The 20,916-nt window shown below is 63.5% G+C and carries 21 protein-coding genes; 10 read left to right on the top strand and 11 right to left on the bottom strand.

Going from position 1 to position 20,916, the window contains the following annotated elements; genetic code table 11:
• Positions 1-2: 2 nt before the first annotated feature.
• The 5 genes from tilS to SJY33_RS00180 all read right to left on the bottom strand — a co-directional run bounded on the left by tilS (position 3) and on the right by SJY33_RS00180 (position 5,644).
• Positions 3-1,007, bottom strand: a complete 1,005-nt coding sequence (tilS, locus tag SJY33_RS00200; RefSeq protein ID WP_379920477.1) for a tRNA lysidine(34) synthetase TilS — start codon at positions 1,005-1,007, stop codon at positions 3-5.
• A complete protein-coding gene (locus tag SJY33_RS00195) occupies positions 998-2,005 on the bottom strand; it encodes a tetratricopeptide repeat protein (RefSeq protein WP_379920476.1) in 1,008 nt (335 codons plus the stop codon). Before SJY33_RS00195 ends, tilS begins: the two co-directional genes overlap by 10 nt.
• A 127-nt stretch (positions 2,006-2,132) precedes the next feature.
• The gene (locus tag SJY33_RS00190) at positions 2,133-2,957 is read right to left on the bottom strand and encodes a helix-turn-helix domain-containing protein (protein ID WP_379920475.1); all 825 of its coding nucleotides are present in this window, start codon (positions 2,955-2,957) and stop codon (positions 2,133-2,135) included.
• A gap of 152 nt (positions 2,958-3,109) precedes the next feature.
• Complete coding sequence (ptsP, locus tag SJY33_RS00185; RefSeq protein WP_379920474.1) at positions 3,110-5,380, bottom strand: phosphoenolpyruvate--protein phosphotransferase; 2,271 nt, start codon at positions 5,378-5,380, stop codon at positions 3,110-3,112.
• A gap of 96 nt (positions 5,381-5,476) precedes the next feature.
• Complete coding sequence (locus tag SJY33_RS00180) at positions 5,477-5,644, bottom strand: YdcH family protein (protein WP_379920473.1); 168 nt, start codon at positions 5,642-5,644, stop codon at positions 5,477-5,479.
• A 274-nt stretch (positions 5,645-5,918) separates the two neighbouring features.
• On the opposite strand from SJY33_RS00180, the gene SJY33_RS00175 reads away from it, so the two are divergent.
• A complete protein-coding gene (locus tag SJY33_RS00175; protein WP_379920472.1) occupies positions 5,919-6,128 on the top strand; it encodes a DUF465 domain-containing protein in 210 nt (69 codons plus the stop codon).
• Positions 6,129-6,263: 135 nt separating this feature from the next.
• Complete coding sequence (locus SJY33_RS00170; protein ID WP_379920471.1) at positions 6,264-6,752, top strand: DUF1465 family protein; 489 nt, start codon at positions 6,264-6,266, stop codon at positions 6,750-6,752.
• A gap of 19 nt (positions 6,753-6,771) precedes the next feature.
• Here the strand turns inward: SJY33_RS00170 and glpK are convergent, their stop codons facing one another.
• Positions 6,772-8,244, bottom strand: a complete 1,473-nt coding sequence (glpK, locus tag SJY33_RS00165; protein WP_379923487.1) for a glycerol kinase GlpK — start codon at positions 8,242-8,244, stop codon at positions 6,772-6,774.
• A gap of 55 nt (positions 8,245-8,299) precedes the next feature.
• Here glpK and SJY33_RS00160 point away from each other — a divergent pair, with 55 nt between their 5' ends.
• From SJY33_RS00160 to SJY33_RS00145, 4 genes are all read left to right on the top strand, one after another.
• A complete protein-coding gene (locus SJY33_RS00160; protein WP_379920470.1) occupies positions 8,300-9,190 on the top strand; it encodes an MBL fold metallo-hydrolase in 891 nt (296 codons plus the stop codon).
• Positions 9,175-9,861, top strand: a complete 687-nt coding sequence (locus SJY33_RS00155; protein ID WP_379920469.1) for a DUF4230 domain-containing protein — start codon at positions 9,175-9,177, stop codon at positions 9,859-9,861. The genes SJY33_RS00160 and SJY33_RS00155 overlap by 16 nt, the downstream gene beginning before the upstream one ends.
• Positions 9,862-9,925: 64 nt before the next feature.
• Positions 9,926-10,927, top strand: coding sequence for a quinolinate synthase NadA (nadA, locus tag SJY33_RS00150; RefSeq protein ID WP_379920468.1), 1,002 nt, complete (start codon positions 9,926-9,928; stop codon positions 10,925-10,927).
• A gap of 39 nt (positions 10,928-10,966) precedes the next feature.
• A complete protein-coding gene (locus tag SJY33_RS00145; RefSeq protein WP_379920467.1) occupies positions 10,967-12,292 on the top strand; it encodes a DUF2254 domain-containing protein in 1,326 nt (441 codons plus the stop codon).
• 6 nt (positions 12,293-12,298) lie between these two features.
• Here SJY33_RS00145 and SJY33_RS00140 read toward each other — a convergent pair whose 3' ends face one another.
• Positions 12,299-13,210, bottom strand: coding sequence for a DMT family transporter (locus SJY33_RS00140; protein ID WP_379920466.1), 912 nt, complete (start codon positions 13,208-13,210; stop codon positions 12,299-12,301).
• A 70-nt stretch (positions 13,211-13,280) separates the two neighbouring features.
• On the opposite strand from SJY33_RS00140, the gene SJY33_RS00135 reads away from it, so the two are divergent.
• Positions 13,281-14,393: an alkene reductase gene (locus SJY33_RS00135; RefSeq protein WP_379920465.1), complete on the top strand. Its 1,113-nt coding sequence runs from the start codon at positions 13,281-13,283 to the stop codon at positions 14,391-14,393.
• A 9-nt stretch (positions 14,394-14,402) separates the two neighbouring features.
• Here the strand turns inward: SJY33_RS00135 and SJY33_RS00130 are convergent, their stop codons facing one another.
• Positions 14,403-14,711 carry a hypothetical protein gene (locus SJY33_RS00130; protein WP_379920464.1) on the bottom strand — a complete coding sequence of 103 codons (309 nt, stop codon included), beginning with the start codon at positions 14,709-14,711 and terminating at the stop codon, positions 14,403-14,405.
• Positions 14,708-15,397 (bottom strand): lipoyl(octanoyl) transferase LipB, encoded by a 690-nt coding sequence (gene lipB / locus SJY33_RS00125; RefSeq protein WP_379920463.1) that lies wholly within the window; start codon positions 15,395-15,397, stop codon positions 14,708-14,710. Before lipB ends, SJY33_RS00130 begins: the two co-directional genes overlap by 4 nt.
• Positions 15,398-15,476: 79 nt before the next feature.
• Between lipB and SJY33_RS00120 the strand changes: the two genes are divergently transcribed.
• Both SJY33_RS00120 and SJY33_RS00115 read left to right on the top strand, forming a co-directional pair.
• On the top strand, positions 15,477-16,298 hold the full coding sequence (locus SJY33_RS00120; RefSeq protein ID WP_379920462.1) for a hypothetical protein: 822 nt from the start codon (positions 15,477-15,479) through the stop codon (positions 16,296-16,298).
• A 91-nt stretch (positions 16,299-16,389) separates the two neighbouring features.
• Positions 16,390-17,688, top strand: a complete 1,299-nt coding sequence (locus tag SJY33_RS00115; RefSeq protein WP_379923486.1) for an MFS transporter — start codon at positions 16,390-16,392, stop codon at positions 17,686-17,688.
• A 4-nt stretch (positions 17,689-17,692) separates the two neighbouring features.
• On the opposite strand, the gene SJY33_RS00110 is transcribed toward SJY33_RS00115, so the two are convergent.
• Positions 17,693-18,037 carry an arsenate reductase family protein gene (locus SJY33_RS00110; protein WP_379920461.1) on the bottom strand — a complete coding sequence of 115 codons (345 nt, stop codon included), beginning with the start codon at positions 18,035-18,037 and terminating at the stop codon, positions 17,693-17,695.
• Between the two features lie 156 nt (positions 18,038-18,193).
• Here SJY33_RS00110 and SJY33_RS00105 point away from each other — a divergent pair, with 156 nt between their 5' ends.
• Positions 18,194-20,341, top strand: a complete 2,148-nt coding sequence (locus SJY33_RS00105; RefSeq protein ID WP_379920460.1) for a TonB-dependent receptor — start codon at positions 18,194-18,196, stop codon at positions 20,339-20,341.
• A 4-nt stretch (positions 20,342-20,345) separates the two neighbouring features.
• Here SJY33_RS00105 and SJY33_RS00100 read toward each other — a convergent pair whose 3' ends face one another.
• Positions 20,346-20,894: a (2Fe-2S)-binding protein gene (locus tag SJY33_RS00100; protein WP_379920459.1), complete on the bottom strand. Its 549-nt coding sequence runs from the start codon at positions 20,892-20,894 to the stop codon at positions 20,346-20,348.
• Positions 20,895-20,916 lie beyond the last annotated feature (22 nt).

The raw sequence follows: 20,916 nt of genomic DNA, 5'->3' as shown, positions 1-20,916 counted from the left end.
TGTCAGTTGATCGTTCCGCGTGCCGGTTCTGCGCCAAAGCGCCAGACGCGCATCTGCACGCCAACCTTTTCCACCCTTTCAACGCCGGGCACCCCCAGCACGCCGCCTAGCGAGGCATTGTGTCCCGCCCACAGCCGGTCCCATGCACGTGACGCTTCGGCCCGGCTGGCGTGACCGCCCAGCGCGGCGATGATCGCCCGGATCGTTTCGATCCCGATCAGCCGCGGGACATTGGCACAATAGGCATAGCTTGCCGTGCCATCGGCATTGTCGCAGCGCATCACCATCTCGTGCCAGTCAAGTTCGGCGTACCATGCAAGCGCCTGCCACGCCTCGGCCAGATGCGCAGCACTGGTGGCCAGTGCGGCAGGATCGAGCCAGTCGGCATCCGCCATGTGCTGCCGCAGCCGTGCCCGGTCAAAGGTGATATCGGTGTTTGATGGATCTTGCGCGGGGACGATCCCGGCGCTGCTCACCAAAGCGGCCAGTTCTGCCTTGCGCCAACCGAGCAGCGGACGCAGCAAACTAATATCGCTGTCTTCGATCTGCGTTCGCGCACGCACGGCGGCGAGCCCCGCCAGTCCGCTGCCCCGGTTCAGCCGCATCAACACGGTTTCGGCCTGATCGTCGGCATGATGCGCGGTGGCGACCGCCCCCAGCGCCGCTTCCTGCGCCCATTCGGCCAGCGCGGCATAACGCGCAGCGCGAGCGCGGGCCTGCACATTGCCGGGGCCGACTTTCACCGACAGCGCGGTAAAGGGAATGCCGCGTTCGCGTGCGATCCGTTCGACCAGCGCGACTTCGCCTGCAGCCGCTTCGCGCAGGCCATGATCGATGCTGCATACCGCGATCTGTCCCGGCAGCGCCGCATGCGCAAGCAGCAGCAACGCGATGCTGTCCGGGCCGCCGGACACCGCCAGGCCCAACGGGCCGCTGCGCTCATCCTCGGGCCAGAGCGCTGCAAGCCCGGCGGCAAACCGCGCCGCCGCTGCCTGTGTCAGTTGCACGTCACCTGGTTCAGGCTGACGCGGTAATCATCCGCCAGCCTTCCGGTTGCAACCAGCGGATAGGTTTCGCCAAATTCCGCCAGCGCGATGCACGCCTTGCGCGTGTCGTTCAACGCGATCATCGCCTTGCCCAGATACAGCAGGCTGTCAGGCGCGCGGTCGCCGGCCTTGTTCGCCTGATAGTTCTTGAGGAACCAGCGCGCAGCTTCATCGGGCATGTTGTCGTCAAGGAAGGCGCGGCCCAGAAGGTTGCGGCCAAAGCTGATGCGCGAATGGCTGGGATATTGTTCGACAAAGCGGGTCAGTTGCTGACGCGCTTCGGGATAGAACCCGGCGTTCCACAGACGGAAGCCGTAGGAATATTCATCGTCCCCGGCATCGGCGGTCTGCGGCTTGGTGATGGCCTGCACCGCGGCAAGGCGCGCCGGACTGGGCGCTGCCACTGTGGGCGCAGGGGCAGGAGCTTGCGTGGGCACCGGGCGCGGCGCACTTGCCAGCGGCTGCGCCGCAGTGCTGGGAGCAGGCAGGGCTGACGCGGTCTGACCTGTCGCCATGGGGTTCATCGGCGCGGCGAGCGGCGCGTTGGTGGCGGTTTCCAGCGCGGCCAGCCGCATTTCCATCTGCGACAGGGCATTGGCCTGTTCTTCGGAACGGGCGGTCAGCGTACGAAGCTGCGTTTCCAGCGCATCAAGCCGTACAAGAATATCAGTGACCGCCGTGGCTTCGGCAGGGCTGGGCTGCGCCCCGATGGCGGGCTGCGCGGCAGTGCCGGGTGCGATCTGTGGTTCGAAATAGCGACCATCACCACCGGGGAAGACCTTGCGCTGCAAGGCGCGGACCTCTGCCTCGATTTTGCGGATACGCGCTTCGGCCTCGCCATCCTGCGCGAAGGCAGGGGACGGTGCGGCAAAGGTCGCCACGCTCGCCGCCAGCGCCAGAGCACCGGCAAGGCGCATGGGGATGATGGGCGCGGTAATGTTTCGCAAGCTGAGGGTCATGGCGCGTCAGGCTCCCTGTCAATGGCCGCACATCGTGGCGCGGCGCACATGAACGTGTTCCGAATCCCTGCCCCGTGCCGCGCATCAAGTCGAGTGCGGCAAAGAGCCTAATCAACGGGAAAAAGGGTTATTCGCTGGCTGCGGGCGCGGTTGGCCGTGCCAGAAGCGCTGCGGCTTGTACCGAAACGCCTGAAATTGTTTCAGCGCGATCGGATATCTTGGCAACCGGCTGTCCGCCGACAGACACCGACAAGGCATCGGGCCGCCCGGTGTTGATTCGCGGATCGGTGGCGGTGGCAGGCACAGTCACGGTTTCGCCTTGCGCAAGGGTGCGTTCAAACAGACGCTCGCCCCCGTCTTCATAAAGACGCACCCAGATGCCTTCTTCCAGCGCGGTCAGCACGACGGGGCCATTCGCTGCCGGGGCCGGAACCGCCGCTGGCGTGGGCGCCGCGGTCACTGCCGCAGGTGCAGTGGTTGCCCCGGGCGCGGGTTGCAGCAGCGAACCGGGCTCGGTCCCTGCGCCAAAGGTCGCGTTGAAAAAAGCATAGCCGCCTATGACAAGAAGCAGCACCGCCGCTGCCGCAGCCCAGGCCAGCCCGGCTGATGGCAATCGCGCCGGATCGCCCGGCTCCATCGCCGCAGATGGCGCCGTGCGCCGCATCGTCCCGTCCGAAAGCTCGGCGCGAACCGCATCGGTTATCTCAGCCGGATCAAGCCCCACGGCCTGCGCGAACGTCCGCGAAAATCCGATCGCATAGGCCCGGCTGGGCAGGCTTTCAAAACTGTCATCCTCGATCGCCGCAAGATGGCGAACCGGGATGCGGGTTTCTGCGGCGACCTGCGCCAGATCAAGCCCCCGATCTTCTCGTGCCCTGCGCAAGGTCGCGCCTGGCCCGGAAAGGGGCAGTTCAGGCGCACTGCCTGCGCTATTGGTGTTTTCGATGTCCATGACCCGGGTCCGCGCCTTCTTTTCGAGGCTTATTGAATGATTGATTGGGGGTGAATTGTCCTTGAACGGGACTCACCCTGTCGGGACGCTTCTGTCAAGCATGCCGACAACGCACTAGCGTATCGGGCGCACGCTTCTTCGCAACCCGGCGTTCAATCGTATTCGATCTCGCGTTCATCGGCCCATTGCGACAGCTTCTGCCTGAGGTCGAGCGCGGGGTCGGCCAGCCATGCTGTCATCGCCGCTGTCAGCTCGGCAAGGTCGATCTTGCGGACCAGTTCCTTGATCGGGCCGACCGCGGCGGGCGTGATCGACAGCCGGCGATACCCTATCCCGAGCAACGCCAGCGCTTCCAGCCTGCGCCCCCCCATCTCGCCGCACACCCCGATATCAACCCCGCTGCCGACGGTGTTCTGCATGACGCGCCGCAGAAACCGCAGGATCGACGGGCTGAGCCAGTCATAGCGTTCAGCCAGTTTGGGGTTGGCCCGGTCAGCGGCGAAAAGGAACTGGGTAAGGTCGTTGGTGCCGATCGACAGAAAGCTGAGCTTGGGCAAAAGCAGGTCGAGCACTTCGGCCAGCGCAGGCACTTCAAGCATCGCGCCGAAGTTGATCCGTTCAGGCAGCAGTTTCTTCTGCGCACGCAGGTAGGTCAGCTGTTCATCGAACACCGCCTTGGCCGCATCGAATTCCCACGGTTCGCTGACCATCGGGAACATGACGTAGAGCGAGCGCCCACCTGCCGCTTCGAGCAGCGAACGCGCCTGGATTTTCATCAGACCTTCGCGTTCCAGCGCCAGCCGCAATGCGCGCCACCCCATCGCGGGGTTTTCATCCTGCGCGGCGATTTCGGAAGCGAGATAGGGCACCGACTTGTCGCCGCCGATGTCGACGGTGCGGAAAATGACAGGCTTGTCGCCCGCCGCATCCAGCACGTCGCGGTACAGGCGGGTCTGGCGTTCGCGCTGCGGCAACGTGGCCGACACCAGAAACTGGAATTCGGTGCGGAACAGGCCCACCCCATCGGCGCCCGTCAGGCCAAGCGCGCTCATATCATCGCGCAGGCCTGCATTCATCATGACCTGAATACGCGTGCCGCACCGCGTGAACGGTTCCACATCGCGCAAAGAGGCATAGGCTGCCTGCTTTTCGCGGCTTTTGGCAAAGCGGGCCTGAAAGGCATCGGCCAGTTGGGGCAGCGGGCGCACATTGGCGCTGCCCGCTGTCGCATCGAGGAGGATTTCGTCGCCTTCGCGAATCGTGGCGCGCACGCCCTTGGCGCGGCCGATCACGGGCACGTTCATGGCGCGGGCCACGATCACCACGTGCGCCGTCAGCGATCCTTCTTCAAGGATCACGCCCTTCAAACGCCGCTTGTCATATTCAAGCAGTTCGGCCGGGCCAAGGTTGCGCGCGATCAGGATGGCGTCGCGCCGCAGTCCTTGCGACGCCGCAGTCCCCACCTGCCCCGCCACAATCCTGAGCAGCCGGTTCGCCAGATCTTCCAGATCGTGCATCCGGTCAGCCAGCAAGGGATCGTCGATCTCGCGCATCCGCATCCGCGTGTGCTGCTGCACGCGTTCGATCGCGGCTTCGGCGGTCAGGCCGCTGTCGATCGCTTCATTGATGCGCCGCGACCAGCCTTCGTCGTAAGCGAACATCTTGTAGGTTTCGAGCACCTCTTCATGTTCGCCGCCCGCGCCAAATTCGGCCTGGCTGGTAAGCGTGTCGATCTGTTCGCGCATCTTGTCGAAAGCGCGGTAGACCCGCTGGCGTTCGGCCTCGGTATCGTCGGCCATGACCTGCGTGATTTCGACTCGCGGCTGGTGATAGACCGCATGGCCTGCACCAAGGCCCTTTACCAGTGTCAGGCCGTTCACTGTTTGCGGCCCGGTTTGATCCGATGTCAGGCCGCGCGCCTGTTCCTCGTCGATCAGTTCGGCATTCGCGATCAGTTCGCTCAGCACCATGGCAGTGGTTTGCAGCGCCTCGATCTCCACCTCTTCATAGCGGCGCGGTTCGACATGCTGGACGCACAACACGCCCACCGCGCGGGCGCGGTAGACAATGGGCACCCCGGCAAAGGAATGAAACTTTTCCTCGCCCGTTTCGGGGCGATACAGGAAATCTGGGTGTGCCTTGGCCTCGGCGAGATTGAGCGTTTCCACCTTCTGCGCAATTGCGCCGGTTATGCCTTCGCCGATCGCCATCCGGGTGACGTGCACCGCGCTTTGATTGAGGCCGCGGGTGGCAAAGAGTTCCAGCATGCCTTCGCGCAGCAGGTAGATCGAGCACACCTCGCTCGACAGGCATTCGCCGATGATCTCAACCACCTGATCGAGCTTGCCCTGCGCATGCATGCGAGAGGCCATCACCTCGGTCAGGCGGGTCAGAATCTGGCGGGCGGAGGCTGCTGCGGACATATTCCTGCGGGCTTATTCATTCCGCACGATAAATGCAAAAGCGACCTTTGCAGCTTACCGCCCGCACAGGGCGTCTGGGTGGCGGGAGGGCGCCGATCAGGCCGAATTGATTTCTTCCTTCAGTCGCAGTTTCTGCTTCTTGAGGGCCTGGATCGTCGCGGTGTCAGGGATCGGACGCGCCATTTCGTCGCGCAGGCGGGCTTCAAGCCCGGCGTGCTTGTTCTGAAGCGCGTTGAGGTGGGAAGACACTGCAATCGATGCCATTATGCGTTCTCCTGTCTGCGGGGGAATGCCCCCGAAAAAGGCGACTCGGCGCTTGAAGCGGCCGGGCCGCTGGCTTCATTGAAACCACAGGCACGCTAAGATGCAAAGCCCTGACGAAGCGTGAATCGATACGTCCGCGCATACGCAGGACGAACCGTGCAACGCTGAATGATGGTTCGGCTGGGCGAAAGTGCCATCTGCCATCTACCAAATTCAGTCGCGAAGGCGTAGCGCACGGCGGGCATAGCATCGCGACAGGAAAGCAGGGGCCGCCATGACCGAGCAGGAGCTCAAGAAAAAGCTCGAATTGCTCAAGACCGAGCATCGTGACCTTGACGCCGCGATTGCCGCCTTGACCGAAGCGGCACGCGAAAGTGCAACGGCTGACCAGCTTCAGATCGCGCGTCTGAAAAAGCGCAAGTTGCGATTGCGCGATCAGATTGCGATCATCGAAGACACGTTGCTGCCCGATATCATCGCTTAAGGTGTGGTCGTCCGGCGACGGGTCCAGCACCGCTCGCGCCGTGCCATCGTGGTTACCAAAGCATGAATTGTGTTCCCGGGCGGGACGAAAGCAAAAATTGCTTGGAAAGTAACCATACCCATATGGCGGAGCCCCGTGTCGCAGCGTAACCTTGCCCGCATCATGGCTCGCACTTCCAATCTTTCCCGCCCGATCGTCGAGGCGCTTTACACCGAAGCCCTTATTCTGGCGGATGAGGTTCGCGCCGTTTTTGCCGCGGGCACGCGTGAACCGGTCGCCGGAGAAGACGCGTTTGCACGCCTTGCGCTGTCGACCGAAGGGTTGAAGACCACCACTCGCATGATGCACGTGCTGGCGTGGCTGCTGAACCAGCGCGCGCTGTTTCAGGGTGAGCTCAGCGAAAATCAGATGCGGCTGCACGGCGCCTTGCCACCTGATCGCGGATCGGATGACCGGCAGTTGGCAATGCTCGAACCCGAAACGCGGGCGCTGATTGCCGATACCGAACGCCTGCATCGCCGGATCGCCCGTCTGGATGATGCCTGGCGGCAGAATTTCGAGGTGGCATCGCCCGCGCGGGCGTTTCAGGATCGCATCGGGCGCGAATTCGGCCGCACGGGCTGATCGCTGCTGCGCGAGCGGGTCAAGCCGCGCTGAGCGCCTTTTTCCACGACGCCAGCCGTGCTGCCCTGACATCCGGTGCCATCTGCGGCACGAACCGCGTCAACCGTCCGCGCATCGCCTGCGCAGCGGTATCAAGGTCGGGAAACATTCCTACCCCGCACGCCGCCAGCATGGCCGCTCCCAGCGCGGTGGTTTCGACAAAGCCGGGGCGTTCCACCGTCACGTCCAGCATGTCGGCCAGATCCTGCGCCATCCAGTCATTGGCTGCCATGCCGCCATCGATGCGGAGCGTGTGCCATGGTGCGCCGTCGGCGCTGAAGGCGGCGCACAGGTCGTGGGTTTGATGCGCCATCGATTCCAGCGCCGCGCGCGCCAGCTGCGCCTTGCCGCTGGCAAAGCTGAGCCCGGCGATGACGCCGCGTGCCCCCGGCTGCCAGTGCGGGGCGCCCAGCCCGGACAAGGCCGGCACGATCACCACGCCGCCACTGTCAGGGATTGACCGCGCCAGTGCCTCGGTTTCTTCAGCGACCTGGACGATACCCAGCGAATCTCTGAGCCACTGCACCAGACTGCCTGCAACAAACACCGATCCTTCGATGGCATAGGTGCGGGCGCCATCCATCTGGGTCAGCACCGTACCCAGCAGGCGGTTGGTTGAACGGGGAATGCGGGTGCCCTGACACGTCAGCACGAAAGCGCCGGTGCCGAAGGTCGCCTTGGTCTGGCCGGGAGCCAGGCAGGCCTGCCCGATCGTCGCGGCCTGTTGGTCGCCCGCCATGCCCGCAATCGGAATGGCGCGGCCGAACAGGCTGGCGGCTGTCATTGCCAGCGGCCCGGACATGTCCACCACACCAGGCAACGCCGCCAGCGGCACGCCGAGAAGATCGCACAGCCCATCGTCGAACTGCGCATCTTCCAGCCCCATCAGCAACGTGCGGCTGGCGTTGCTGGCATCGGTGATGTGCGCCGCTCCTCCGGTCAGTTTGAAGGTCAACCAGCTTTCGACCGTGCCGAAAGCCAGCGTGCCGTTCTCCGCCGCCGCCTTCACTGCGGGCACGTTGTCCATCATCCAGCGCATCTTGGTGCCGGAGAAATACGGGTCGAGCAGCAGGCCGGTGCGTTCCTGCACGCCTGGTTCGTGCCCGGCATCGCGCAAGGCAGCGCACAGCGGCTCGGTGCGGCGATCCTGCCAGACGATCGCGTTGGTCAGCGGCTCGCCGGTCTGCCGGTTCCACCCCACCACGGTCTCGCGCTGGTTGGTGATGCCGATGCCTGCGATCATCGCCGCGCCGCCCGCCTTGCCGATAACCTCGTGCGCGCAGGCGAGCGTCTTGTCCCAGATCTCGCGCGGATCATGCTCGACCCAGCCGCTTTGCGGGTAATGCTGCGTCAGCGGTTCCTGCGCGCTCGCCACCAGCACGCCATCGGAAGCGAAAAGCATCGCGCGGGTGGACGTGGTGCCTTCATCGAGCACCAGAATATAGTCGGCCATCGGTATCCCTCTCTCCGGGGTGACATCTGCCATGGCGCTCGCCATATGCAAGAGCATGGTCACGATCCCTCCCCAGCCCTGGCCCACGGGCCTTGCCGAAGATGTCGAGCCTCTGGTGCGCCGCGTGCTGGCGCCCAACCCCTCGCCCTACACCTTCACCGGCACGCAGACCTATGTCGTCGGAATGGCCGACGGGCCGGACTGCGCCGTGATCGACCCTGGCCCGAACGACCCCGATCATCTCGAAGCGATCATGGCCGCCGTTGCCGGGCGCACCATCGTGGCGATCATGTGCACTCACACCCACCGCGACCACTCCCCCGCCGCCGCGCCGCTGGCTGCGCAGACCGGCGCGCCGATCGTCGGCTGCGCGCCGCTCGTGCTGGCGGTCGATGGCCCGCGTTCGGACGAGGCCTTCGATCCCACCTACGCCCCTGATCGCGTGCTGGCCGATGGCGAAGCGATGCGCGGCACCGGCTGGACGCTGACCGCCGTGGCCACGCCCGGCCATACCTCCAACCACCTGTGCTTCGCGCTGGAAGAAAGCGGCGCGCTGTTCACCGGCGATCACGTCATGGGCTGGTCGACCAGCGTCGTCATCCCGCCCGATGGCGACATGGGCGATTACATGGCGAGCCTCGACAAGCTGATGGCGCGCGAGGACGTGCGTTACCATTCGGCCCACGGTGCCGCGATCGAGAAACCGCGCCAGCTGGTGCGCGGCATGATCGGTCACCGCCGCCAGCGCGAGGGGCAGATCCTGCGACTGCTGGCCGAAGCCCCCCGCGCAGTCAGCGATTTCATCCCGGCAATGTACAAGGGCCTTGACCCGCGCCTCGTCGGGGCGGCGGAAATGAGTGTCACCGCGCATCTGATCGATCTGGAAAAGCGCGGGCTGGCCAAGCGCACCGGGGCACATGGGGACGAGACATGGCAGACGATTTGAAACGGCCCCCGGCCCAGACTTCCGTGCTTCCCAGGGTCAGCGCCAATGGCGGATCGCTTTCGGCGCGCAGCGAAAAACTGCTTATTGTCGTGATCGCGTTGCTCGCCGCGCTGTCGCTATGGCTGGGATGGCGGGCGTTCTATTATCAGGAGGAAGGGGATCCGGTGGCCAGCGCCATGCTCGCCTTCGAAAAGCAGAACAGCCTCGTGGTGTTTGCCAGCCGGTTCGAAGTCGTGGCGACAAGCGAATACGAACAGACCATCGCGACCGTGCCCGTGCGGCGCGTGCGTCAGGCGATGATCGTGCCCGCCAGCATCGATTACCGACTCGACCTGTCGGCGATGCAGCGCGATGATTTCGGGTGGGACGAAGCCAGCCAGACGTTGACCGTGACCTTGCCGCAATTGCAGACCTCGCGCCCCAATATCGACGAAGCCAAGGCGCGGCTGTTCACTGAAGGGCTGCTCAACACCGGCGGATCGCAGCAACGGCTTTCGGAAAAGAACTCGCAGGTGGCCGAGACCAAGGCCGCCGCATTTGCGCGAAACCCCGAAGTGCTTGCCCTCGCCCGCACCGCCGCGCGCGAGGCGGTGCGCCAGAACCTGGCCGTGCCCCTGCAGGTCATCGGCTATGACGCGGCGCGGGTCGATGTTCGCTTCGCCGACGAATGAATCCGCTCGAAAAGCGCCGAGCGTGCCCTATATCGGCGGCAACCAAGATAACGGGAACTGACCTATGAGCCTGCTGACCCGCAACCCCACCGGCACCGATCTGCTGGCTGAGATCAACCGCCTGCGCAAGGAACGCAACGCGGTGATCCTCGCCCATTATTACCAGACGCCCGACATTCAGGACATTGCCGATTTTGTGGGCGACAGTCTCGAATTGTCGCGCAAGGCCGCGGCGACCGATGCTGATGTGATCCTGTTTTGCGGCGTGAAATTCATGGCCGACACCGCCAAGATCCTGAGCCCGCAGAAGACCGTGATCCTGCCCGACATGGACGCCGGGTGCAGCCTTGAAGACAGCTGCCCGCCGGACAAGTTCCGGGCCTTTCGCGAAGCCCACCCCGATCACATCGCGCTGACCTATATCAACTGCTCGACCGAGGTGAAGGCGCTGTCGGACGTCATCGTCACGTCATCCTCCGCCGAGACGATCCTGGCGCAGATCCCGCCCGAACAGAAGATCATCTTCGGCCCCGACCGGCACCTTGGCGGCTACCTTTCCCGCAAGTTCGACCGCGAAATGCTGCTGTGGCCGGGCGTGTGCATCGTGCACGAAGCCTTCAGCGAGACCGAACTGCTCAAGCTCAAGGAGCAACACCCCGGCGCGCCGATTGCGGCGCACCCGGAATGCCCGCCGAACATCATCGACCATGCCGATTACGTCGGCTCGACCAGCGGCATCCTCAGCTTTGCCAAGACCTTCCCCGGCGACACCCTGATCGTCGCGACCGAGCCGCACATCATCCACCAGATGGAAAAGGCGCTACCCGAAAAGACCTTCATCGGTGCGCCGGGTGCGGACGGCAACTGCTCGTGCAACATCTGCCCCTACATGGCGCTGAACACGATGGAGAAGATGTACACCGCCCTGCGCGACCTGACGCCGCAGATCGAAATCGAGGAAGGCATCCGCCTGAAAGCCAAGCGCAGCCTCGACCGGATGCTGGAAATGGCCAGCGGCACGGTGGGTCTGGGCGATCTGGGCAAGGTCGCCTTTTCGGGCGATTGATCCGCTGCGGGGCGGCAGCGCAGACAAGGGGGCGAAGGAATGACGGCGCGCATCAGGGTTGTGTGGCAGGCCATCAAGGGCAGTTACTGGTTCTTTCCGGCCCTGCTTGCCGTCGCGGCGTTCTTTCTTTCCAGCGCCACGCTGTCGATAGATCGCACCAGCAATACGGCATGGCTGGGCGAACTGTATTTCATTGAACTGGCTGGGCCCGACAGTGCTTCGGACATTCTGACGCTGGTCGCAGGGTCGATGCTTGCGGTGGCCTCTACCGTGTTCTCGATCACGATTGCGGCGGTGGCCTATGCCAGCGGCACCTACGGTCCGCGGCTGCTGAACAATTTCATGGAAGACCGCGGCAACAAGGTCAGCCTTGCGGTGTTCATCGCCACCTTCGTCTATTGCGTGAATGTGCTGCGCACGATCCGGCATGACGGGGCGGTGACCACGGATGCAACCGGAGCCACGCTCGAACTGGCTTCGTTTGTTCCCAATCTTTCGCTGGTGGTAGCCTATGCGCTAATTATCGTAGCGGTCGGCACGCTGGTCTATTTTCTGCATCATATCCCGGCATCGATCCGGATCAACACGGTGCTGGAAAGCATCGGCCGCCGTCTGATGCACGACATTGCCGAAACCTATCCTGCCAAGGAAAGCGCGGCGATCATTGCCGATACCTTCACCGGCGTACCGATAACCGCCCATGTCGCAGGCTATGTGCAATCAATCAGCTTCGGTCAGCTTGCCGATGTGGCGCGCGACAGCGGTGGCCGGATCAGCCTGGCCTGCCGCACGGGGGATTTTCTGCATCCGGGCATGGTTCTGGCCCATTGGCAATCATGCGGCGCTTCGGACGAAGAGGCATTTGATTGCGACAGGGCGCGATCGGCCTTTGCGCTGGGGGGAATGCGAACCTCGGATCAGGACCTGCGGTTCCTGATCGACGAGTTGGTCGAGATCGGCCTGCGCGCGCTGTCGCCGGGGATCAACGATCCCTTCACCGCCATCACCGCGATCCACTGGCTGGGCGCCGCAACGGCGCAACTGGGGCAATGCAGCCTGATCCACAAGGAACCCGATCATTCGGATACGGACGTCGATGCGGCGCGTGTGATCCGGCGGCATACGCCCTTCAGCCACTATGTCGGGCGCGGTTTCGGTTCGATGCGCAGCGGTGTCGCCACCAGTCCGCTGGCTACCAGCGTGGCGCTTGAAACCATCGCCAACACGGCCAGCGTGATTAATGATGAAACCCGGCGCGGCGCATTGATGCGCGAAGCGGACCTGTTGTTTGCGCAGGCGCAGACCGCGATCACCGGTCCCGATCTTGATCTGGTGGAAGCGCGTTACCGCAGTATCAGGGCCTGACGCGGTTCAGGCGCGCGCCCGGCTCACCGCCAGTGCCGCGCCAACCATTACCATGCCGCTGATATCCATCGCGCTCAGCACTTCGCCAAAGGCCAGCCATCCGTAAAACGATGCGACTGCTGGCTGCGTAAGCAGCGCTAGCCCTACCACCAGCGGCGGGAAGTATTTCAGCGAATACACCATCAATCCCTGCCCGATCAGCTGACTGACGATGAACAGCCCGATCACCGGCGTCCAGCTTCCGGGCCACACCGGCTCGCCCAGCAGCAAAGCGATAGCAAGCAGCACCGGGCAGCCGAACAAGCTGACCCATGCCAGCAGGCTCCACGAACCAAACGCACCGCGGGCGCCCTGCAGGGTCAGCAGGTAAACCGCGTAAAGCAGACCTGCGGCAAGGCAGAACAGATCGCCGATCAGCGTGGCGTTGGATATTTCAAGGCTGCGGCCCATCAGGATCGCCGCGCCCGCAAGCGCGAAGACGATCGCCAGCCATTCCAGGCCCTTTGGCAACATGCGGGCTGCGATGAACCCCCAGAACAGCAGTACGATCGACCCGGCATTGCCGAACAATGTCGCATTGCCCAGCCGCGTCAGGCCGATGCCGATATGCCAGCTGGCCAGATCCAGCGCAAAGGTGATCGCCCCCAGCGCCACCAGTCCCAGCGTCTTTGCCCCCATTCCGGTTAGCCGCTGCCCGTTGACCCGTGCCAGCACGATCACGAAAGGCAGCGCCAGAAACAACCGCCAGAAGCCTGCCGCCACCGGCCCGGTATCGGCCATGCGGACAAACCAGGGGCCCAGCGCCAAGGCGATGTTTCCACCCAGCAATGCCGCCAACAACAGCCACGCAGCCGGACGCGCTTCGGCGGCCGCAGCTGTGCTGACAAGATTTGCTTGGCCGCCGCCCTCATTTTCCATCCTTGCGCCCTAGCTTCCCGCGCCCCAAGTGGATAGCCAATCGAAACTGGCTTAAAAGGATTACCCACATATGCACGATGCCCTGTTCCAGCCGCTCAAGATGGGCGCGCTCACGGCCAAGAACCGCATCCACATGGCGCCCCTCACCCGCGGGCGTGCGGCCGAACCGATGTTCGTTCCTAACGACATGATGGCGACCTATTACCGCCAGCGTGCAGGCGCGGGCATGATCCTGACCGAAGCGACCGGCATCAGCCGCGAAGGCCTTGGCTGGCCGAGTGCGCCCGGGATCTGGAGCGACGAGCAGGTCGAAGCCTGGAAGCCGATTACCAAGGCGGTGCACGAAGAAGGTGGCCTGATCGTGATGCAGCTGTGGCACATGGGACGGATCGTCCACCCGGTGTTCCTTGATGGCCAGCCCCCCGTCTCCGCCAGCGCCACCACCGCGCCCGGCGAAGCGCACACGCCCGAAGGCAAGAAGCCCTATGCCGAAGCGCGCGAAATGACACTGGAGGACATCCGCCGCACGGTTCACGACTATCGCCGCGCCGCTGAAAACGCGAAGGCGGCAGGCTTTGACGGGGTGCAACTGCACGGCGCGAACGGCTACCTTGTCGACCAGTTCCTGCGCGACAAGACCAACCTGCGCACCGACGAATATGGCGGCAGCCCCGAAAACCGCACCCGCTTCATGCGCGAAGTGCTTGAAGCCCTGATCGACGTCTGGGGTGCGGACCGCGTCGGCATCCGCCTGTCGCCCAATGGCGATTCGCAAGGCACCGATGACAGCGATCCCGCAGCCACGTTCGGCGCGGCCGCGAAGGTTTGCGAAGAGCTGGGCCTGGCCTTCGTCGAACTGCGTGAACCCGGCCCGGATGGCACCTTCGGCAGCACCGATGTGCCCAAGCAGAGCCCGCTGATCCGCAAGATCTACACCGGCCCGCTGATCCTCAATTCCGATTACACCGCCGAAGAAGCGGTCGCCGATGTTGAATCGGGCAAGTGCGATGCGGTGACCTTTGGCCGCCCGTATATCTCCAACCCCGATCTGGAAAAGCGGATCGCCGCCGGCGCAGACTGGAACCCGAACAAGGACGTGCCGCGCAGCTGGTACTTCCCGATCCCTGAAGGATATATCGACTATCCGACGCTGGAACAGGAACAGACCGACGCGGCCGAATAAGCTGCGGCCTTATTCCGCAGGTTCAGGGGCCGGGGCAGCAGGCGCTGTTTCGGCCCCTTCGCTTGCGGGCGGAACATTGATGCCGGGCGCCGGCATGACTTCGGGCTGTTCGGCATCGATGTCATCCACCGGCACTACCTGACGCGGCGCCAGCGGAGCTTGCGATTCCAGCTGTTCGAGCGGGATCATCGCGTCGCTGATTGAACCGGGCAGCACTTCGCCTGCCGGCTCGGAATCTTCGCCGGTTGGTGTGGTGGACGCATCATCGGTGCAGGCTCCGGCAAGCAGGCACAGGGCGAAAAGGGCAGATCTTGTCATCGGCACGCTCTTTTCGCGGCGGCGTCCAATGCGTCAAGGAAATCATCGCTTGCTGCCATCAGGGCATCGTCCCATTGCTCCGGCGATACGGTCATCCCCAGCCGCGCCAGACTGGTCACGCCGTATTCGGCAATGCCGCAGGGCACGATCCCGCCGAAGTGCGAAAGGTCAGGATCGAGATTCACTGAAAAGCCGTGCATCGTGACCCAGCGCCGCACGCGCACGCCGATCGCGCCGATCTTGGCCTCGGCACCGTCGATATCCTTTGTCCAGATACCCACCCGGCCCTCAGCCCTCCAGCTTTCCACCCCGAAACCCGCCAAAGTGGCAATCACCCAACCTTCGATGGCGTGAACGAAGCAGCGCACATCCTTGCCGCGTTTGGCCAGATCCAGCACCAGATAGCCCACCCGTTGCCCCGGCCCATGATAGGTATAACGCCCACCCCGTCCGGCCTCGACCACCTCGAACCGCGGATCCACCAGTTCAGCCGGATCGGCGCTGGTGCCCGCGGTGTAGACCGGCGGATGTTCAAGCAGCCAGACAAGCTCAGCCGCTTTGCCCGCGTGCACCGCGTCATTGCGTGCCTCCATCGCGGCAAGCGCTGCTGCGTAAGCCACTGGCGCGTGTTCGCGGCGCCATTCGATCGGATATGCCGGGCGCGAAGCCGGTGCGGTGCTTGCCATGGCGCATCGGTGGGGGCATTGAGCGGCGAGATCAAGAGACGATTGCAGTTGCGACGGCTCGCGGCAAAAAGGATCAAAAATGGCGAACCGCAAGCTCGATATGGGCATGGCCTGGACACAGGCGACCGGCGTGATCGGGGCCAATCGCGATCTGGTGAGCGTTCTGGCAGGGATTTTCCTGTTCATTCCGTTTTTCGTTCTGATCCTTGCGCTGTTCGGCAGCGACGTGGATTTCGGCAATGCCGGCAGCGAACCCGATCCTGAACGGATTGCAGCGCAGTTGAATGCGGTTCTGATGGCGAACTGGTGGGCGGTGCTTCTGGTGGCGTTGGGGCAGCTTGCCGGGGGCGCTGCCATTCTGGCACTGCTGGGAGACCGCAGCCGCCCCACTGTGGGCGCTGTTCTCAAGCGGGTGCCGCGCCTGCTACTGCCGCTGTTCGGGGCGCAAGTGCTGGTGGGCCTTGTGACCCAGTTGCCATCGTTTCTGACGGGACTTCTGCCCGAAACTGCCGCCGCATTTGCCGGTTTCGTCGTCCTGCCGGTCACGCTGTATCTGACGGTGAAATACTTCCTGACCAATGCGGTGATCGTGCTTGGCGAAAGTCGCAATCCGATTGCGGCGATGCGGCAATCGTGGCGGCTGACCAAAGCCAATTCGTTCCGGCTGCTGGCCTTCTTCCTGATGCTGACTCTTCTGGCGCTTGTGATCGGATTGATCATGGCGATGATCATCGGGCTGGTTCTGTCAGCGCTGGGCGAACAGGTCGCGTTGATCGGCAATGCCGCCTTCGCCGCGGCGATGGTGTCGACCTTCTACACCTTGTCTTACGCGCTGACCGTGTCGATCTATCGCCAATTGAGCGACAGCGTCCCGCCAGCAGACCTCGATCTGTTCGCCTAGGGTCGGGCGCGCAACCGTGACCCGGCCCCCATCCGATCCTGCGCGAACCGCGCCATCACCGGCGGCCACGGGTGCAATCCCCGCGCCGCGTATGGCGCTGTTGTTCATGGTCATGCTGGTCACGGCAGCGGGCAACACCGCGATGCAATCGGTCATGCCATCCATCGGTACAGCCTTGCAGGTGGAGGATGTGTGGATCAGCCTGGCCTACAGCTGGTCAGCGCTTTTGTGGGTGGTGTGCGCGCCGTTTTGGGCACGCAAATCCGATCAGCGCGGCCGCAAGGCGATGATGGCGCTGGGACTGACAGGGTTCATCATCTCCTTCGTGCTGTGCGGCGCCGCGCTATGGGCGGGCCTGTCAGGGTGGCTGTCAGGGTTCTGGACGTTGATCGCATTTGCCGCAGCGCGCAGCCTTTACGGCGGCTTTGGCAGCGCCGCGCCGCCTGCGGTCCAGGCCTATGTCGCATCGCGCACACCGCGCGCCGAACGCACGCAGGCACTGTCGCTGATCGCATCAAGCTTTGGGCTTGGCACCGTAATCGGGCCTGCGCTTGCGCCGCTGATGGTGGTGTCGTTTCTGGGGTTGGGATTGACCGGACCGTTTCTGGCCTTTGCCGCGATTGGTCTGATCGCGTTGATCCTGTTGCGGCTGCGCCTCCCCAATGACGAGCCGCAATATGCGGCGCGCGGGGCAGGTGTCGCCTATTCCAGCGGCACTGGCGCTCCGGTTGATCCGCAAGCCACGATGGAGGCCGAAGATGCGGGTGAGGCACCAGCACCGGGCGAACCGCCGCGTCTGGGCTGGCGCGATCCGCGGCTTCGCCCTTGGGTGTTCGCCGGGCTTGTAGGCGGCCATGCACAGGCAATGGTGCTGGGCATTTCGGGCTTTCTGGTGCTTGACCGGCTTGGACTGCGGGATACGCCGGCAGACGGTGCCGGGCCGGTAGGGCTGGTGCTGATGAGCGGCGCGATTGCGACACTGCTGGCGCAATGGGGCCTGATCCCGCGCTTCAACCTAGGCCCGCGTGCCGCCACGCTGTGGGGCATTGTAACGGCTGCGGTGGGTACGCTGGTTCTGGCCATTGCGGGCGATCTGCACCTGATTGCGCTGGGTTATGCGATTGCGTCACTGGGGTTCGGGCTGTTTCGTCCGGGAACCACCGCGGGCACATCGCTTGCCGTCACCCGCAGCGAACAGGGGCAGGCGAGCGGCATCGTCGCATCATTGGCCGGCGCAAGCTACATCTACGCGCCGGCCCTTGGCGTGTGGCTGTACGGCCATTCGGATTGGCTGGGATTTGGTCTGATCGTTGGACTGTGCGCGCTGGTGCTGCTGCATGGCTGGTTTGCGCTTCAGCCAGATTCCGACCTGACGCGCGAACGCGGCTGACCGGTCACAAGATTTCCAGCACCACGTCCTGCGGCCGGCACAGCCGCACCCCTTTGTCTGTTTCTACCAGTGGCCGCTCGATCAGAATGGGGTCGGCGACCATCGCGGCCAATACAATTTCGTCATCGGCATCCGCCAATGCTCTTTCGGCAGCATCCGTGCCGCGAAGCCGCAGACCTTGCTGCGGCGTGATGCCCGCATCACGGTAAAGCTGACGCAGCTTTTCGGCGGTGGGCGGCGACGTGAGATATTCGATCACCGTAACCTCAACGCGGCTGAGATTTTCGAGGATGGTCAATGTCTTGCGCGATGTGCCGCATGCAGGATTGTGCCAGATGGTCGCCTTCATCACTGCGCGTTCTCCGATATGAATATTGCTGCGACGTTAGGATACCTGCGTCCTGAAAGCCACATTGCTACGCGAACTTGCAGCGCTGTTGTGGTCAGGTTGCATTTGCGAGTAAGTTGCAATAGCGGCCTAGTCATATCGCAAGAAAGGTATTCCATGATTCTCCGTGCAGCGCGTGCCGCCCTGTTCTTTGGGTGCGCCAGCATCGCTTTCCCTGCCTTGGCTGAAACCGCATCGGCCGCCCCCGATACAACCGCAGATCCGAACGCTGCAGCCGTCGAAGCTGGAGCTGCGCCGATTATTGTGACCGGCAATGTGCTGTATACCGATCAGATCAACGCGGTGCGCACCCCCACCCCGATCATCGATGTGCCGCAATCGCTTTCGATCACCACCGCCGACCAGATCGTGCGTCAAGGCTTCGACAGTATCGGCGACATCATCAATTACACGCCGGGTGTCACCAACTCGCAGGGCGAAGGCCATCGCGATTCGGTGGTGTTTCGCGGCGTGCGATCGACCGCGGACTTCTTCGTCGATGGGGTGCGCGACGATGTCGAATACTACCGCGGGCTTTACAATCTGGAACAGGTCGAAATTCTTCGCGGCCCCAACGCGCTGCTGTTCGGCCGCGGGGGAACCGGCGGTATCCTCAATCGCGTGACCAAGAAGGGCGTCATTGGCGAAACCTTTGGCGGCGTGCGGACATCGGTCGACAGTTTTGGCGCCTATGATATCTGGGCCGATCTCAACCTGGCCACCAGCGACACATCGGCGCTGCGCATCAATGCCGCCTACGAACACCTCGACAATCATCGCGATCTGTTCGACGGCGAACAGTTCAGCATCAATCCGACCTTCCGCGCCGAAATCGGCAGCGCGACGACGATTGATCTGAGCTACGAATATCTCGATCACCAACGCTTTATTGATCGTGGCATCCCGTCGGACGACAACGGCGATCCGGCGCGGTTCCTGCAACGCATCACCTTCGGCGATCCTGACAACAACTTTGCCACATTCGAAGCGCACGTGCTGCGCGGAACGGTCCAGCATACCTTTTCGGACAACGTGAAGGGCAATCTCACCGCGTCCTTCGGCGATTATGCCAAGGTGTATTCGAACGCCTTTCCCGTGGGTTACAACCCGGCCCGGAACGAAGTGAGAATCGATGGCTATATTGATGCAGGCCAGCGACAGAACCTGGTTCTGTCGGGCAACCTGATCGGTGAGTTCGCAACCGGGGGGATCGGGCACACCCTGATCGTCGGCGGCGAATACATCGACACCAGCAACAACAACAATCGTTTCAATGCGGTGTTTGACACCTCGCAATCCGATGTCGAGACATTTGCCGCTGTCCGCCCCTTCCCGCTGCGCGGCGGCACCGGCACATTGGCGGACGGGCGCACCACCAATGTCGCCTTCACCGCCCTCAACGATGACACCGAAGCAGATTTGACGGTGTTTTCGGCCTATATCCAGGATGAGGTGAAGCTGGCCGAATGGCTTCGGGTGGTACTGGGCGCGCGGTTTGATTCGTTCGAGATCACCGTGCTCGACAACCGCAACGGCACCATACGCATGCGCAAGGATCAAGAGATCACACCGCGTGTGGGCGTCATTATCAAGCCGATGACGAACCTTTCGTTGTACGGCAGCTATTCGGAAACCTTCCTGCCGCGTTCGGGCGATCAGTTCGCCGATATCAACCCGCCCGCCGACGCGCTGGATCCCAATACCTTCTCGAACCTTGAAGCGGGGGTGAAGTGGGATATCCGCCCTGACCTTTCGCTGACAGCCGCGGTGTTCCAGATCGAACAGTCGTCGCCCCAGGTGGCCGACAGCAATCCCGATACGCTCGATGTCATCGATTCCAAGATCCGCGGGTTTGAAGCCCAGTTGCAGGGACAAGTGCTGGACAACTGGTTCCTCACCGCTGGATACGCCTATCTCGACGGCGCGCAGCAGGGCCGCACTGGGCCCACCGGACGCCGTCTGCGCGAACTGCCCGAACACAGCTTTTCGATCTGGAACAATTTCCAGGCAACCGATCAGCTTGGCTTCGGGCTTGGGCTGACCGCGCAGGACGAAAGCTTTGCCGACAATGCCAATTTTGCCACGCTGCCCGCCTATGCGCGGGTCGATATGGCGGTGTTCTATGACGTGAACCCTGACCTTCGGGTGCAGATCAATGTCGAGAACCTGCTGGATGAACTGTACTTCCCCACCGCCCATTCGGCAGACGAACTGACAGTGGCGCCGCCCTTGAATGCGCGGATCACACTGTCCGCTCGGTTCTGATGATCTAGTCCGGCGCTGGCACGCGCAGCGCCGGAACCGCCCGCGCGGCATCTTCAGGACTGATACCGGGGGCAGGCGCTGCGCTGACGCGTTCCTGCCGCTGCGCAACCCGGCCCGCCTGTTCCACTGCCTTGATGAGGCGCGGGTAAACCCCGCAACGGCAGATATTGGGGATCGCAGCATCCATGTCTTCGCGCGTGGGTGCGACATTGCGTTGCAATAGAGCGGCCGCTGCGATGATGATCCCCGAAGTGCAATATCCGCACTGAACTGCTTGCTGCGCCACCATCGCCTGCTGCACCGGATGCGACCGGTCGCGCGAGAGCCCTTCGATCGTGGTGATCAGCCGCCCTTCGGCTTCGGCCAGCGTGATGGCACAGGACCGCAACGCCACGCCATCGACCAGCACCATGCAGGCTCCGCCGCATTGCGCCCCGCCCCCGCACGCCTTGGTGCCGGTCAGATTCATCGCTTCACGCAGCGCGTAAAGCAGCGGCATCCGCGGATCGAGATCAAACTCGACCGGGCGTTCGTTGATCGTCATGCGGCTCATCGGCTTGCTTTCACAAGGTCAG

It is taken from the genome of Erythrobacter sp. R86502, from assembly GCF_042466465.1.
Classification (GTDB): Bacteria; Pseudomonadota; Alphaproteobacteria; order Sphingomonadales; family Sphingomonadaceae; genus Erythrobacter.
Note: the sequence above shows the minus strand (reverse complement) of the source record. Positions and strands in the feature narration are given on the sequence as shown.